Here is a 13,719-nt window from a genome sequence, read left to right as displayed (position 1 = left end):
GCCCGTCATGAGCGGGCGGGCAGCAAGGGTCGAACTGGCACCGGACCGGTGCCGCTGACGGAGAGAACATATGGCAGAGCCGTTTTTGGGTGAAGTGCGATTGATGAGCTTCAATTTCGCACCCAAGGGCTGGGCGATGTGCAACGGCCAGCTGTTGCCGATCAACCAGAACCAGGCGCTGTTTTCGTTGCTGGGCACCACCTTTGGCGGAAATGGCCAGGTGAATTTCGCCTTGCCGGATTTGCGCGGACGTACCCCGATCCACGTCGGCAATGGTCACACCCTGGGTGAGTCGGGTGGGGAGCAAGCGCATAGCCTGTCGACTGCGGAACTGCCTATGCACACGCATTACGCCATGGCCAGTGCCGCCGCCGGGGCGCAGATGATTCCAGGCAGCAGCCTGATACCGGCTGCGTCGAGCAATTTCGAGGCCTATCGGGCGGCCACGGCGCTGTCGACGCTGCATGCCGGCAGTGTGTCCAACGTCGGTGGCAGCCAGGCACACCTGAATATGCAACCGTTCCTGACGCTGAGCTTCTGCATTGCTTTGCAGGGCATTTTTCCATCCCCGACCTGAGGAGCCCCACGATGGCCCAACCCTATGTTGGAGAAATCCGGATGTTCGCCGGCAATTTCGCGCCCGGTGGCTGGATGTTCTGCGAAGGGCAGCTGCTGTCGATTGCCGACAACGAAACCTTGTTCCAGTTGATCGGTACGACCTATGGCGGCGACGGCCAGAGCACATTTGCGCTGCCGGACCTGCGTGGACGCTTGCCGATCCATCAGGGGAACAGCTACGTCCTGGCTGAAACCGGCGGCGTGGAGGAGGTGGTCCTGAACACCTCGCAGATACCGGCCCATTCCCATCCGCTGCTGGTATCCACCGATCCGGCCACGACGACCAGCCCGGCCGGCAACGTCTTGGCGGCGCCGGCCACGGCAACGCCGTACTTCGTCGGCGCACCCGGCACGGCATTGAATGCCCAGGCCATCACGAGCACGGGTGGCAGCCAGCCACATACCAATTTCCAGCCCTACCTGTGCGTGAATTTCATCATTTCACTGTTCGGGATTTTCCCGTCGCCCACCTGAGCGGACGCAAGACCATGGCCGACCCATTTGTTGCGGAGATCCGCATCTTCCCCTTCAACTTCGCTCCCAAGGGGTGGGCGTGGTGTGATGGACAGCTGCTGCCGCTGTCACAGAACACCGCGCTGTTCTCGCTGTTGGGCACGACCTACGGCGGTAATGGGAAGTCCAATTTCGCGCTGCCGGACCTGCAAGGCCGGGCTCCGATGCACCCGAGCCAAGGGCCGGGGCTGAGCCTGCACGATCTGGGTGAGACCGGTGGCAGTGAAACCGTGACGCTGCTGGAATCGGAGATTCCGGCACACACGCATGCGCTGGTCGTGGTCAACGATATCGGTGACGATCGTATCCCGACGCCGGATTCGGCACTGGCGCGCTCCACCGGCGGCCTGTTGTACGGCGCTCCAGTGGGCGCGGTGCCGATGTCACCCTCGGCATTGATACCAAGTGGTGGAGATCAGCCACACAACAACATGATGCCGTACCTCACCTTCTACTTCTGTATCGCGCTGCAGGGCGTCTTTCCACCAAGGAGCTGACATGAAACGCCGAAACTTCCTGCTGGGTGCCGGTGTTGCCGCCACGGGGACGGCGCTGCCGTTGGCCGTGTCCGCCGCGCGCCGCCCGGCCTTGCTGGACGATCCGCGCGCATGGCTGGGCGAGGAGTTCGTCTCGGACGAGGGCTTGCGCCTGCGCCTGACGCAGGTCGAGGCGGTGCGTGTGGATCGGGACACGATGCAGGCCGATCTGCATTTCGAAGTGTTGCAGGGCGAGTTCAGCGCTGCCGGGATCCAGGCCTTGCGTTGCGGCGGCAGCGAAAACCCGTTGTACCTGCAACCCGGCGCGACGGGCGCGGTGGCGTGCATCAATCGCCTGCGCCGGGCGCGGGGCTGAAGCGTTGACGGCAGCACCGGCAATGTCATTTTCTTTGGACATGTTCGAGCCCCTGGTGGGGCAGGATTTCCGCATCGTAGTGGACGGTGGCGAGCGGATTGCGACGCTGATCGAGGCGTGCAGCCTGCGCGAAGCCCAGGGTGCAGGTCGGCTGAGCCGGCAGTTTTCGCTGGTCTGGCGGGGCCCGCCGGGTGCGGTGCTGGATCAGGGCATTTATCGCGTGCTGCATCCGGCGCTCCCGCCGCAGGACCTGTTTCTGGTCTGCCTAGGGCCAGACGCACAAGGCATGCGCTACGAGGCCGTTTTCACGTGAGGACGGCGCCCAGCGGCACCCAGCTCGAGTTGCCTTCCGGCCTGGGGCTGCGGCCGGTGGCCACGGATGACATGCCGTTGCTGGAACGGATCTACGCCAGCACCCGCACCGCGGAACTGGCGCAAACCGATTGGGACGATGCGCAGAAGGCGGCTTTCCTGAGTTTCCAGTTCCACGCCCAGCATCAGCACTACGGTATCCATTACGCAGACGCGGAGCGCTTCGTCATCGAGCAGGACGGGAAGGTAGTCGGGCGACTCTACCTGCACTGGCGCCACGACGAGTTGCGCATCGTCGATATCACCCTGCTGCCCGAGCATCGTGGTGCTGGAATCGGCGGCACCTTGCTGCACGCGCTCTGCGCACTGGCGCAGTCCCATACCCTGAATGTCAGCATCCATGTGGAGAAGATGAACCCTGCGATGGCGCTTTACCGGCGCCTGGGATTCATCCGGGTCGGTGAACACGGGGTCTACGATCTGATGCGCTGGTCCGCGAACGCGGGCTGAGCCCCCTCGCGCCGCGGCGAGCCGGAACAGGCGTTGCCGATGCTTGGAACCGGCGCGGCATCTCCGGCACGGCGCGCGCAAATCGCAGCGATGCCGACGATCTGCCTCGTGTCATCAGCCGAGGACGGACCAGACAGTTGCTTGATGCCACCGATTCGCACCCTCGCGGTCACGCAAACACGTTTGGGCGCGTTGGACCCTGTTGCACAAACGCGAACGCCGGCAGGCGCCGGCGTTCGTGTGGAAGCGCGGATCGGACTCAGCGCTTCATGAAGCTGAAGAACTCTTCGTTGGTCTTGGTGTTCTTCATCTTGTCGAGCATGAACTCCATCGCGGCCAGCTCGTCCATCGGATGCAGCAGCTTGCGCAGGATCCAGATCTTCTGCAGGTAGTCGGGCTCGATCAGGAGTTCCTCACGGCGGGTGCCGGAGGCATTGATGTGGATGGCCGGGTAGACACGCTTTTCGGCAATGCGACGGGACAGGTGCACTTCCATGTTGCCGGTGCCCTTGAACTCCTCGTAGATCACCTCGTCCATCTTCGAGCCGGTTTCGATCAGCGCGGTGGCCAGGATCGTCAGCGAGCCGCCTTCCTCGGCCTTGCGTGCGGCACCGAAGAAGCGCTTCGGGCGTTGCAGCGCGTTGGCGTCGACACCGCCGGTCAGCACCTTGCCGCTGGACGGCACCACGGTGTTGTAGGCGCGCGCCAGGCGGGTGATGGAATCCAGCAGGATCACCACGTCCTTCTTGTGTTCGACCAGGCGCTTGGCGCGTTCGATCACCATCTCGGCCACCTGCACATGGCGTGCGGCCGGTTCGTCGAAGGTGGAGGACACCACTTCACCGCGCACGCTGCGCTGCATTTCGGTGACTTCTTCCGGGCGCTCGTCGATCAGCAGCACGATCAGATGCACATCCGGATGGTTGTGCATGATGGCCTGGGCCACGTTCTGCATCAGCATCGTCTTGCCGGCCTTGGGCTGGCTGACGATCAGGCCGCGCTGGCCACGCCCGATCGGGGCGACCAGATCCAGAATGCGGCCGGTGATGTCCTCGGACGAGCCGTTGCCGCGCTCCAGATGGAAGCGTTCGCGCGGGAACAGCGGCGTCAGGTTCTCGAACAGCACCTTGTTCTTCGAGGCTTCCGGCGGCTCGCCGTTGATGGTGTCGACCTTGGCCAGCGCGAAGTAGCGCTCGCCGTCCTTCGGGCTGCGGATGCGGCCGGTCAGGAAGTCGCCGGTGCGCAGGTTGAAGCGGCGGATCTGGCTGGGCGAGATGTAGGTGTCGTCCGGGCCGGCCAGGTAGCTGGCATCGGCCGAGCGCAGGAAACCGAAGCCGTCGGGCAGGATTTCCAACACGCCATCGGCGGCCACGCCGTCGCCATGGCGGGTCAGGATCTTCAGTACCGCGAAGGTGACGTCCTGCTTGCGCAGGCGCGCCACGCTCTCGCCGATGCCCAGCTGCTCGGCGATGTCGAGCAGCTTGTGCGCCGGCATGCGCTTGAGGTCGGCCAGGCTGTAGGTCGGGAAATCCGGCGGCAACGCGACCGGCGCGCGCTGCGGCTCGGGCACGAAATCCTCGCCGTCGTCGTCGCTATCGCGTTGCTGACGCTCATTGGGCCGCTCGCGTCCGCGCCGGCGATCGCGCCGGTCACGGTTGCGATTGCGGTTGCTACCGCCGCCGCCATTGCCGGAGGCCGGCTTGGAGGGGGCGTTGCCTCCGCTATCGTCCGACGCCGAGGCGGCGCCTTCGGAAGTGGCGGCAGGTGCGGGAGTGGAGGGCTGGGCGTCGTTGCCGGCGCGCGCAGCAGCGGTCGAATCGACCACCGGGGTATCGGTTTCGTTTTCTTGCACGGGAATGATCTCGCCTGAGGTGCGAGTGGGAGAAAGGGGGAGTCGAAAATCAGAAGGAGCGGCGCGGACGCGCGCCAGCAGCAGGGTTCCACGGTACACCGCCGGCTGCGCGGCGTAAAGACGCATTGCAGCGTCGATTCATGCTGATGCTGTCGCTTCGGCACCGGCCCGGGCTGGCGGGGCGCGCTTGGCGCCCTGCCGCCGCGATGCCGGTTTGGAAATCAGATCGCGCTTTCGATCAGCTGTGCCAGCTGCGCCTTGCCGACGGCGCCGACCTGGCTGGCCTGGATCTGGCCGTTCTTGAACACCAGCAGCGCCGGAATGCCACGGATGCCGAACTTGGCCGCCGTCTGGCGGTTGGCATCGACATTGAGCTTGGCGACCTTGACCCGGCCGGCATAGGTATCGGCCAGTTCGTCGATGATCGGCCCGATCATCTTGCACGGCCCGCACCATTCGGCCCAGAAATCGACCAGCACCGGCTGCTCCGAATTCAGTACCTGGGTTTCGAAATCGGCATCGCCGACGTGGATCACGTTGTCGCTCATCTGGGTCTCCTGTGGGGGAATGGGCACGCCGGAAGGCGCCGTATCGGCTACACTTGGTGGCCGCTGGCGCCTTTTCAAGGCCTCTGCCGGCTTCCGGCAGCCGCCTGCGACGGAGTGTTGGCCGGTGATTATAATCCGCAGGCCATCCGCTGCCCGGCAATCTGGCCGTACGCTTCAGGCTCATGCAAGATGAGCCGGCGGCATGTCAGGGACGAAACGGCCCTTCCGCGATTTCCTCCTCCCGCGAGCTGAGCCTCTGCGCCGGCCACCGCACATCACCAGGGAAAGCCACGCCTTTCCATCAGGGAACCCATGAGCGACAAACCGCTGACCGATATTTCCTTCTCCAGCCTTCCGCTGGAACCTTCCGTGCTGAACGGCCTCGAATCCGCCGGCTTTTCCCGCTGCACTCCGATCCAGGCGATGAGCCTGCCGGTGGCGCTGGCCGGCCGCGATGTCGCCGGTCAGGCCCAGACCGGCACCGGCAAGACCCTGGCCTTCCTGGTGGCGGTGGTGAACCGCCTGCTCGCGCGGCCGGCATTGGCCGAGCGCAAGCCGGAAGATCCGCGCGCGCTGATCCTGGCGCCCACACGCGAACTGGCGATCCAGATCCACAAGGACGCGGTGAAGATGGGCGCTGATCTGGGCCTGAAGTTCGCGCTGGTCTACGGCGGTGTGGATTACGACAAGCAGCGCGAACTGCTGCAGCAGGGCGCCGACGTCATCATCGCCACGCCCGGGCGCCTGATCGACTACGTCAAGCAGCACAAGGTGGTCTCGCTGCACGCCTGCGAGATCTGCGTGCTGGACGAAGCCGACCGCATGTTCGATCTGGGCTTCATCAAGGACATCCGTTTCCTGCTGCGCCGTATGCCGGCGCGCACCACGCGCCAGACCCTGCTGTTCTCGGCCACGCTCAGCCACCGCGTGCTGGAACTGGCCTACGAGCACATGAACGAGCCGGAAAAGCTCGTCGTCGAAGCGGAAACCATCACCGCGGCGCGGGTCCGCCAGATCGTCTATTTCCCGGCCAACGAGGAAAAACTGCCGCTGCTGCTGGGCCTGCTGTCACGCAGTGAAGGCGCGCGCACGATGGTGTTCGTCAACACCAAGGTGTTCGTCGAGCGCGTTGCCCGGGCGCTGGAAAAGGCCGGTTACCGCGTCGGCGTGTTGAGCGGTGACGTGCCGCAGAAAAAACGCGAGAGCCTGCTGCGCCGCTTTCAGGCCGGCCAGCTCGAAATCCTCGTCGCCACCGATGTGGCCGCGCGCGGCCTGCATATCGACGGCATCAAGTACGTCTACAACTACGACCTGCCGTTCGACGCCGAAGACTATGTGCACCGCATCGGCCGCACCGCGCGTCTGGGCGAGGAAGGCGATGCGGTCAGCTTCGCATGCGAGATGTACGCGATGAGCCTGCCCGACATCGAGGCCTACATCGAACAGAAGATCCCGGTTGGTCAGGTCACTGCGGAATTGATGACCGCCTTGCCGCGCCCCGAACGCGTCCGCCCCGAAGGCGGCGATGGCGATGAGGAAGAAGGCGACAGCATCGGCGAGATTTTCCGCGAGGTGCACGAACAGAAGGCGGCCGAAAAGCGCGATGGTGGCCGTGGTGGCCGGGGCGCACGCGAAGGCCAGCGTGAAGGCCAGCCACGCCGTCGACGCCGCAGCGGTGGCGGTGCCGGTGGCAATGCCGCCGGTGCTGCGCATGGCGAACGTGCCGCTGGCGGCGAAGGCGGTGCCGCGCGCTCCTCCTCGCGGCGTCGTCCGCCGCGTGATGGCGGCAACGCCGCAGCCGCTGCCGACAACAGCAACGGCGCGGAAGCCAAGCCCGCACATCCCGCGCCCGCCGCCGGTGCGGAGGGCGACAACGCCACAGCGCGCAAGCCGCGCCGCCGTCGTGGCGGACGTCGCCAGCGCGAAGCGCGCGAGCGTGTCGAGGCCCGACTACTGCACGGCGACCGGATCGAACCAGCCACTCCGCCCGCACCGCCTCCTGCCAAGGACAGCACCCAGGACGACAGCCTGCTGTCGCGCCTGAAGCGCCGGGTCGGGCGCTTCTTCAACCGCCCCCCGGGCCGTCACTGACGCCTGTTGCGGAGGTGTAACAGCGGATGCGGCCCGTGGTGCCCACCACCGGGCCGCTGCGGCGCGACGCCATGCGGGACGGTTTGCTACAGTTCAGCGCTTCACCACCCGGCTTCGCCCTGCTCATGCTCGATGCGCTGACCCTGCCCCGCCCGCTGCGCGCCTCCTCCTGGCTGGCGCGCGTGGCCGTGGCCGCGGCCTTCGTGTTTTTCGTGTTCAAGGCGGTGCAGTTCGTCTGGTTGCTGCTGCTCGGGCCGGACCTGCCGGCCGCCACGCCGGTGCCGGCCCCCAGCCAGACCGTGCAGACGGCCGGTCAGGGGGAATTGGCGAAATGGCATCTGTTCGGCACGGCGGAAGCCGGCATCGATCTGGCCACGCTGGCCCAGGTCCGGATGCAGGAGACCGCGCTCAAGCTCACCCTGCGCGGCACTTTCAACGAAACCCGGCCCGAAGGCGGCATCGCGATCATTGCCGATGAGCAGGGCGTGGACCGCTCCTACCGTGTCGGTGATCTGCTGCCCGGTGACGCCAAGCTGGAACAGATCATGGCCGGCGTCGTGGTGCTGTCGCGCGGCGGCGTCAACGAAACCCTGAGCCTGCGCGTCACCGATTCCGGCGGTGTTGCCGCATCTCCGGTCCGCGCTCCGGCCCGTGCGCCATTGCCCGGTGGCAGCGGTTCGGTGATGGGTTCGCTTTCGGTCAATCCGGTGATCGCGCCGGGCGCGGTCGATATGCAGACCTACCGCACCACCAACCTGCCGAATGTGCAGGAACTGGCCAAGCAGGTGCAGGTGATCCCGGCCTTCGTCAACGGCCGTATGCGCGGCGTGCGGATCAGTGTCGGGCGCGATTCGGATCTGTTGGAAAAGGCTGGCCTGAAACCCAACGACATCGTCACCGCCGTCAACGGCATCCCGCTCGACAGCCCGACCCGCCAGGGCGAACTGCTCGCCAACCTGCGCGACGCGCGCCAGGTGCAGGTCGATGTCGAACGTGACGGCAAGACCGTCAAACTTCAGCTTGGCCTGTAAGCCTGGGCCATCACGGAAACATCGACACCATGCGTTCAAGTCCACCGCTCGCCCTGCTTGCTCCCTCGCCCCCGCCAGCGGGAGAAAAGGTTGGTGTGAGGGGGGCTTTTCCTGCCGCGAGTCAAAAGCATTCGCGGCTCCGCCGTTCGCCCCTCACCCTGTCCCTTTTCTCCGTCAGCGGGGGAGAGGGGATCGGCTTGTCTGAAGAGTCCCGCACCATGCGCTCATCCCGCCCCCTTCGCACCATCGCCTGTGCTGCCCTGCTGGCGCTTGTCCTGCCGCTGCACGCGCAAACCCCGCCCGGCGTGACCCCGGCCACAGCGGAACCGGCCAGCACCGCGACCGCCGACGGCCGCCACACGCTGAACCTGCGCGCCGCCGACATCGGCGTGCTGGTGCAGACGGTCAGCGAAATCACCGGCAAGAGTTTCATCCTTGATCCGCGCGTGGAAGGCCGGGTCACGGTGATTTCGGCCAAGCCGCAGACGCCTGCGGAAATCTACGAAACCTTCCTGTCGGTGTTGCGCGTGCACGGCTTTGCCGCGGTGTCGGCCGGCAACATGATCAAGCTGGTGCCCGATGCGGTCGCGGCGCAGGACGGCAGCGTCGGCAATGGCGGCGGCGGCCCGGATGCGCTGGTCACGCGGCTGATCCCGCTGCAGCACGTGTCGGCCGATGATGTGGTGAAACTGCTGCGCCCGCTGGCGCCGCAGCAGGCCACGTTCACCGCCAACCCCGGCAACAATTCGATCCTGATCAGCGACCGCGCCGGCAACGTCGAGCGCCTGATGCAGCTGATCCGGCGCATGGACACCGCCTCGGATGCCGAGGTCGAAGTGATCCCGCTGCGCCACGCCAGTGCCGCCGAAGTGGCACGCACGCTGACCACGCTCGACGGGGCTGCCGCAAACGGTGCCGGCAACGCCGGGCCGAAACTGATCGCGGATGAGCGCACCAATTCGATCCTGCTTTCCGGCGACCGCGCCAACCGTCTGCGCCTGCGCAGCCTGGTCGCGCATCTGGACACCCCCCTGGATGGCGGCGAAAACACCCAGGTGATCTATCTGAGCAATGCCAAGGCCGAGGAACTGGTGCCGATCCTGGATTCGGTCGCCGGCACCCTGACCGGCCAGGCCGGCGGCGAAGGCGCGGTCAAGAGCGCGACGATCCAGGCCCATGGTGAAACCAACGCCCTGATCATCACTGCCGCCCCGGCCGTGTTCCGCGATCTTTCCGCCGTGGTGCGCCAGCTCGATGTGCGCCGCGCCCAGGTGCTGGTGGAAGCGATCATCGCCGAAGTCACCGACGAGCTGGCCGACGAGCTGGGCGTGCAGTGGCAGAGCACCAACTTCGATGGCGAACGCGGCTACATCGGCGGCACCAACTACGGTGGCGTCGGCGGTGCCGGCAGCATCCTGGGCGCGATGACCAATCCGCTCGGTGCACTGGCCGGCAGCAACGGCATGAACCTGGGCTGGGTCGGAGGCAGCATTGAATTGCCGACCGGCGATGGCACCACGACCATTTTCCAGGTCGGCGCGCTGGTCAAGGCGCTGCGTGGCGATGGCCGCGCCAACGTGCTGTCCAACCCGTCCGTGGTGACGCTGGACAACACCGAGGCGCAGTTCAAGGTGGTGCAGGAAGTGCCGTTCCTGACCGGCCAGTACACCAACACCTCCAGCGGCGGCAGCAACCTGCCGAACAACCCGTTCCAGACCGTGGAGCGCAAGGATGTCGGCCTGATCCTGACCGTCACCCCGCATATCAACGAAGGCGACGCGGTGCGGCTGGAGATCAAGCAGGAAGTCTCGGCCCTGGCCAGTACCGTGGCCGGCGCGGTCGACCTGATCACCAACAAGCGCGAGCTGACCACCAGCGTGCTGGTGCCCGATGGCGGCCTGCTGGTGCTGGGCGGGCTGAAGCAGGAGGAAACCAGCGAAAGCATGCAGGGCGTGCCCGGCGTCAGCCGCATCCCGGTGCTCGGCCACCTGTTCAAGAGCCGCAGCGCGACCCGCAGCAAGCGCAATCTGATGATCTTCCTGCGCCCGATCATCCTGCGCGATGCTGCCACCGAGGCGGCGGTATCCAGCGAGAAATACAACTACCTGCGCACCGAGCAGCTGCGCATGCGCGAGAACAAGGAACTGCGCTATCGCGGCGACAAGCAGCCGCTGTTGCCGGAGCTGGAAGACATCGCGCCGCGCGATCTGTTCCGCAATCCGCCGCCGATCATGCCCGACCTGCCGGACAGGCCCGCCGCCGATGACTGAAACCGCGCCGGCACGCACCCGGCCGGGCTTCGGATTCGCCCGGCGTCACGGCGCCACGATCGTCGCGTTCGAGCCCGACGCCGCGCGCGTGGCCTGCCGCCCGGGCGTCAAACCCGAGGTGCTGGCCGAACTGCGCCGCAGCGCCGGCCTGCCGCTGAAGCTCGAACGGCTCGATGCCGATGCCTACGAACGCCTCTTGCGCGGCCTTTACGAAGGCGGCTCCGATGACGCGCTGGCCGTGGCCGCCGACATGGACGATGCGCTCGATCTCAACCAGATCGCCGAGGCGTTGCCCGAGCCCACCGATCTTCTGGAAAGCGAAGACGACGCGCCGATCATCCGCCTGATCAACGCGCTGCTGACCGAAGCGGTGCGCGAAAACGCTTCGGACATCCACATCGAACCGTTCGAGAATCGACTCGTCGTGCGCTTCCGCGTCGATGGCGTGCTGCGCGAAGTGCTGGCACCGAAAAAAGCCGTCGCCGCGCCGGTGGTCAGCCGCATCAAGGTCATGGCCAAGCTCGACATCGCGGAAAAGCGACTGCCGCAGGATGGCCGCATCGGCCTGCGCATCGCCGGCCGCCCGGTCGATGTGCGTGTTTCCACCATTCCCGCCGGTCACGGTGAACGCGTCGTGCTGCGTCTGCTCGACAAACAGGCCGGCCGCCTCGATCTCTCGCAGCTCGGCATGGACGCCACCACCGCCGCGCGCATCGATCAATTGATCCACCGCCCGCACGGCATCCTGCTGGTCACCGGCCCCACCGGCAGCGGCAAAACCACCACGCTGTACGCCGCGCTGACGCGCCTGAACGACGCCACCCGCAACATCCTGACCGTCGAAGACCCGATCGAGTATTACCTCGACGGCGTCGGCCAGACCCAGGTGAACGCGCGCGTGGACATGACCTTCGCGCGTGGCCTGCGCGCCATCCTGCGCCAGGACCCGGACGTGGTCATGGTCGGTGAAATCCGCGATCTGGAAACCGCCGAAATCGCGGTGCAGGCCAGCCTCACCGGCCACCTCGTGTTGTCCACTCTGCACACCAACAGCGCCGTCGGCGCGGTCACGCGCCTGCACGACATGGGCATCGAACCCTTTCTGCTCTCCTCCTCATTGCTCGGCGTGCTCGCCCAGCGCCTGGTGCGCGTGCTCGACCCGGCCACGCGCGAAAGCTACACCCCCAGCGAAGCCGAATGCGCCGCCTTCGGTAAACCCTTCGATCCCAACCTGCGCTTCTACCGCCCCGGCCCCGAAGCAGCCGGCCGCAATGCCGGCTACAAAGGCCGCACCGGCCTCTACGAACTGATCGTCATCGACGAAACCATGCGCCGCCTGATCCACGAAGGCGTCTCCGAAGCCGACCTCCTGCGCCACGCCCGCAAAAACACGCCCGCGATGCTGGAAGACGGCTGGAACAAGGTCATCGCCGGCATCACCAGCGCCGATGAAGTGCTGCGGGTGACGCGGGACGAGTAGCGGCTCGAACCACTCACCCGCCGTGCTGGTGGCGCCAGGCATTGATCCGGTTCATCAGCATCGTCAACGCTTCGAACTGGGCCGGGCTCAGGCTGCGGCGAACGATGGCGTAGTAATCAGCGCCCGCATCGCACTGGAAGCTGGGCCGGTTGCACAACGCCGCCACGGCGAAGCTGTTTTCCGAACAGTGGCCGGTCCATTGGCAATCCAGGCCATGCCACAGCGCGTGCCAGATCTGGTTTTGCTGTTGAATGTCCAGTTGTTCCACGCTGTTCCAGTCCGCAATGACGCTGTCGTCGCCCGCGTCCAGCATTGCAGCCAAGGCCGCAGTCACCTGCACGGAATCGTCTTCCAGCAGCAGAGACAACAGACTGCCATCGGCCCTGGCGGCGGCCTCGATGGCACGTTGGTAATACGGGACATGCGCAGGATCAGCGTGCTGCGCCAGCGCCAGCAGGGTTTTCAGGCGATCCCAGGCTACAGACCCGTGTTCATCGCCGAGCAGGCGCTAGCACCATGTGTTTCCGGGTGAATCCAGTGACAGGGCCAGGCGGGAAACTTGCCCGGCCTGATCTTCGGGCAAGGAGGCGCGTGCGATCCCGAAGGCGCAGACGCTGAAAATTTCCTCGGCCAGATGCCGGGCATCCTCACGGACCAGCATTTCGTCGTCGTCGAGCAGATCGAGCAATTGTGCGGGGTCCAGCGCGAGCAACTGCCTGCGCATACCGATATTCCAGCGATCTGGATGGCCAATCACGCGTGTTCGCAGCGATGCCAGCTCCATCGCAGGAAGCGGGGCGGGTGCAGCGCGGTCTTCTGCCAGAGCATCCTGCTGGGCGGCCGCCGTGATGCCGGCGGCCAGCCCGGGCGGGGCGGATGACTCGGCTCCGTTGAACGAAAACCAGACCACGCCCGCAAGCACAGCCACCAGAACAACCCACAGAAAAATCCGCTGATACATGCATTTCTCCATAATCCGCGCCTCCAGACCACAAGCGACCCGACTTCGTGACCATCAAGGGCGCCGGAATCGATGCCACGCCCGCAGGAGCGCCTCGGCGATACTGTTTGTCCACCCATCCACCCTGTGCGAGAATGGATCCGCGACCTCAGCTGAACTGCAAATGCGGGCAGATTAGGTGGTGGGATTAGGTGGTGGAGATCCCGCAAATGTTTGATCTAATGTGAGATTTTTTCTGAACGTGCTGCTAAATCCTGGATTAGGTTGTCGGATTACGCAGCGATTTATCATCGAATTGTAGTTAGCCGGTACAAGCATCTTTCCCAGCCGCTCAATTACTTCCTTAAGCACGCCAGCCGACACCGCGCCCATGCGTTTTTCTTCCCACCTCAGCACGTTGCGCAATTCTTCGGCGACGTCTATTCCGTCGTATGCATCGATCGGTTGCAGGCGCGTTGCAACATGCGGGGCCGCCATCGGCCATGTCTCGTCGTATTCCTGCGCAGCCTTTCGTGCATCACTTTCGCTTGCGCAAAGCGTTGCTATTCCGCTTGTTTTGCTCAGTGCGTACCAATGCATTTCAATCTCCTGCCGGCACCGCCAGCTAACAATTCATGTATGGACTCCCCCGTCAACCCCTGACGGCATGGTTTTGTGAAGCGCCAGCTTCACGGCATTTGA

15 protein-coding genes are annotated in these 13,719 nt (G+C 65.4%); 10 read left to right on the top strand and 5 right to left on the bottom strand.

Annotation, left to right across the window (positions count from 1 at the left end):
• Positions 1-70: 70 nt before the first annotated feature.
• From WDB66_RS14135 to WDB66_RS14110, 6 genes are read left to right on the top strand one after another with little or no spacing between them, the layout of a single operon-like run.
• Positions 71-577, top strand: coding sequence for a phage tail protein (locus WDB66_RS14135; RefSeq protein ID WP_339399253.1), 507 nt, complete (start codon positions 71-73; stop codon positions 575-577).
• Positions 578-588: 11 nt separating this feature from the next.
• Positions 589-1,092 (top strand): phage tail protein, encoded by a 504-nt coding sequence (locus WDB66_RS14130; protein ID WP_339399252.1) that lies wholly within the window; start codon positions 589-591, stop codon positions 1,090-1,092.
• A 14-nt stretch (positions 1,093-1,106) separates the two neighbouring features.
• A complete protein-coding gene (locus WDB66_RS14125) occupies positions 1,107-1,628 on the top strand; it encodes a phage tail protein (protein WP_339399251.1) in 522 nt (173 codons plus the stop codon).
• Position 1,629: 1 nt separating this feature from the next.
• Positions 1,630-1,983 (top strand): hypothetical protein, encoded by a 354-nt coding sequence (locus WDB66_RS14120; protein ID WP_339399250.1) that lies wholly within the window; start codon positions 1,630-1,632, stop codon positions 1,981-1,983.
• 22 nt (positions 1,984-2,005) lie between these two features.
• On the top strand, positions 2,006-2,296 hold the full coding sequence (locus tag WDB66_RS14115) for a DUF6916 family protein (RefSeq protein ID WP_339399249.1): 291 nt from the start codon (positions 2,006-2,008) through the stop codon (positions 2,294-2,296).
• Positions 2,293-2,805 (top strand): GNAT family N-acetyltransferase, encoded by a 513-nt coding sequence (locus WDB66_RS14110; protein ID WP_339399248.1) that lies wholly within the window; start codon positions 2,293-2,295, stop codon positions 2,803-2,805. Before WDB66_RS14115 ends, WDB66_RS14110 begins: the two co-directional genes overlap by 4 nt.
• Positions 2,806-3,064: 259 nt before the next feature.
• On the opposite strand, the gene rho is transcribed toward WDB66_RS14110, so the two are convergent.
• A complete protein-coding gene (gene rho / locus WDB66_RS14105) occupies positions 3,065-4,783 on the bottom strand; it encodes a transcription termination factor Rho (RefSeq protein ID WP_489670871.1) in 1,719 nt (572 codons plus the stop codon).
• 95 nt (positions 4,784-4,878) lie between these two features.
• On the bottom strand, positions 4,879-5,205 hold the full coding sequence (gene trxA / locus WDB66_RS14100; RefSeq protein ID WP_339399247.1) for a thioredoxin TrxA: 327 nt from the start codon (positions 5,203-5,205) through the stop codon (positions 4,879-4,881).
• Positions 5,206-5,517: 312 nt separating this feature from the next.
• Here trxA and rhlB point away from each other — a divergent pair, with 312 nt between their 5' ends.
• The 4 genes from rhlB to gspE all read left to right on the top strand — a co-directional run bounded on the left by rhlB (position 5,518) and on the right by gspE (position 12,077).
• On the top strand, positions 5,518-7,296 hold the full coding sequence (gene rhlB, locus WDB66_RS14095; RefSeq protein WP_489670870.1) for an ATP-dependent RNA helicase RhlB: 1,779 nt from the start codon (positions 5,518-5,520) through the stop codon (positions 7,294-7,296).
• Between the two features lie 35 nt (positions 7,297-7,331).
• A complete protein-coding gene (locus tag WDB66_RS14090; protein WP_339399246.1) occupies positions 7,332-8,327 on the top strand; it encodes a type II secretion system protein N in 996 nt (331 codons plus the stop codon).
• 218 nt (positions 8,328-8,545) lie between these two features.
• Positions 8,546-10,597, top strand: a complete 2,052-nt coding sequence (gene gspD / locus WDB66_RS14085; RefSeq protein ID WP_339399245.1) for a type II secretion system secretin GspD — start codon at positions 8,546-8,548, stop codon at positions 10,595-10,597.
• A complete protein-coding gene (gene gspE / locus WDB66_RS14080) occupies positions 10,590-12,077 on the top strand; it encodes a type II secretion system ATPase GspE (RefSeq protein ID WP_339399244.1) in 1,488 nt (495 codons plus the stop codon). Before gspD ends, gspE begins: the two co-directional genes overlap by 8 nt.
• A 13-nt stretch (positions 12,078-12,090) precedes the next feature.
• Here the strand turns inward: gspE and WDB66_RS14075 are convergent, their stop codons facing one another.
• The 3 genes from WDB66_RS14075 to WDB66_RS14065 all read right to left on the bottom strand — a co-directional run bounded on the left by WDB66_RS14075 (position 12,091) and on the right by WDB66_RS14065 (position 13,617).
• Entirely contained in the window at positions 12,091-12,444 is a 354-nt protein-coding gene (locus WDB66_RS14075) for a hypothetical protein (protein WP_339399243.1), read from the bottom strand.
• A gap of 141 nt (positions 12,445-12,585) precedes the next feature.
• Positions 12,586-13,038, bottom strand: coding sequence for a hypothetical protein (locus WDB66_RS14070; RefSeq protein ID WP_339399242.1), 453 nt, complete (start codon positions 13,036-13,038; stop codon positions 12,586-12,588).
• Positions 13,039-13,212: 174 nt separating this feature from the next.
• The gene (locus WDB66_RS14065) at positions 13,213-13,617 is read right to left on the bottom strand and encodes a hypothetical protein (protein WP_339399241.1); all 405 of its coding nucleotides are present in this window, start codon (positions 13,615-13,617) and stop codon (positions 13,213-13,215) included.
• Positions 13,618-13,719: the final 102 nt, after the last annotated feature.

Origin of the sequence: Denitratimonas organivorans, assembly GCF_037478135.1 — a bacterium.
Classification (GTDB): domain Bacteria; phylum Pseudomonadota; class Gammaproteobacteria; order Xanthomonadales; family Xanthomonadaceae; genus Denitratimonas.
The sequence above is the reverse complement of the archived record's forward strand: the minus strand, read 5'-3'. Positions and strand labels throughout refer to the sequence as shown.

What these genes read in the sequence shown, in the direction of transcription:
- WDB66_RS14120 (WP_339399250.1), top strand. Translation starts at nt 1,630, where the DNA reads ATGAAACGCCGAAACTTCCTGCTGGGTGCCGGTGTTGCCGCCACGGGG.
- gspE (WP_339399244.1), top strand. Translation starts at nt 10,590, where the DNA reads ATGACTGAAACCGCGCCGGCACGCACCCGGCCGGGCTTCGGATTCGCC.
- rhlB (WP_489670870.1), top strand. Translation starts at nt 5,518, where the DNA reads ATGAGCGACAAACCGCTGACCGATATTTCCTTCTCCAGCCTTCCGCTG.
- WDB66_RS14125 (WP_339399251.1), top strand. Translation starts at nt 1,107, where the DNA reads ATGGCCGACCCATTTGTTGCGGAGATCCGCATCTTCCCCTTCAACTTC.
- WDB66_RS14130 (WP_339399252.1), top strand. Translation starts at nt 589, where the DNA reads ATGGCCCAACCCTATGTTGGAGAAATCCGGATGTTCGCCGGCAATTTC.
- WDB66_RS14065 (WP_339399241.1), bottom strand. Translation starts at nt 13,617, where the DNA reads ATGCATTGGTACGCACTGAGCAAAACAAGCGGAATAGCAACGCTTTGC.
- WDB66_RS14070 (WP_339399242.1), bottom strand. Translation starts at nt 13,038, where the DNA reads ATGTATCAGCGGATTTTTCTGTGGGTTGTTCTGGTGGCTGTGCTTGCG.
- trxA (WP_339399247.1), bottom strand. Translation starts at nt 5,205, where the DNA reads ATGAGCGACAACGTGATCCACGTCGGCGATGCCGATTTCGAAACCCAG.
- WDB66_RS14135 (WP_339399253.1), top strand. Translation starts at nt 71, where the DNA reads ATGGCAGAGCCGTTTTTGGGTGAAGTGCGATTGATGAGCTTCAATTTC.
- rho (WP_489670871.1), bottom strand. Translation starts at nt 4,783, where the DNA reads ATGCGTCTTTACGCCGCGCAGCCGGCGGTGTACCGTGGAACCCTGCTG.
- gspD (WP_339399245.1), top strand. Translation starts at nt 8,546, where the DNA reads ATGCGCTCATCCCGCCCCCTTCGCACCATCGCCTGTGCTGCCCTGCTG.
- WDB66_RS14115 (WP_339399249.1), top strand. Translation starts at nt 2,006, where the DNA reads ATGTCATTTTCTTTGGACATGTTCGAGCCCCTGGTGGGGCAGGATTTC.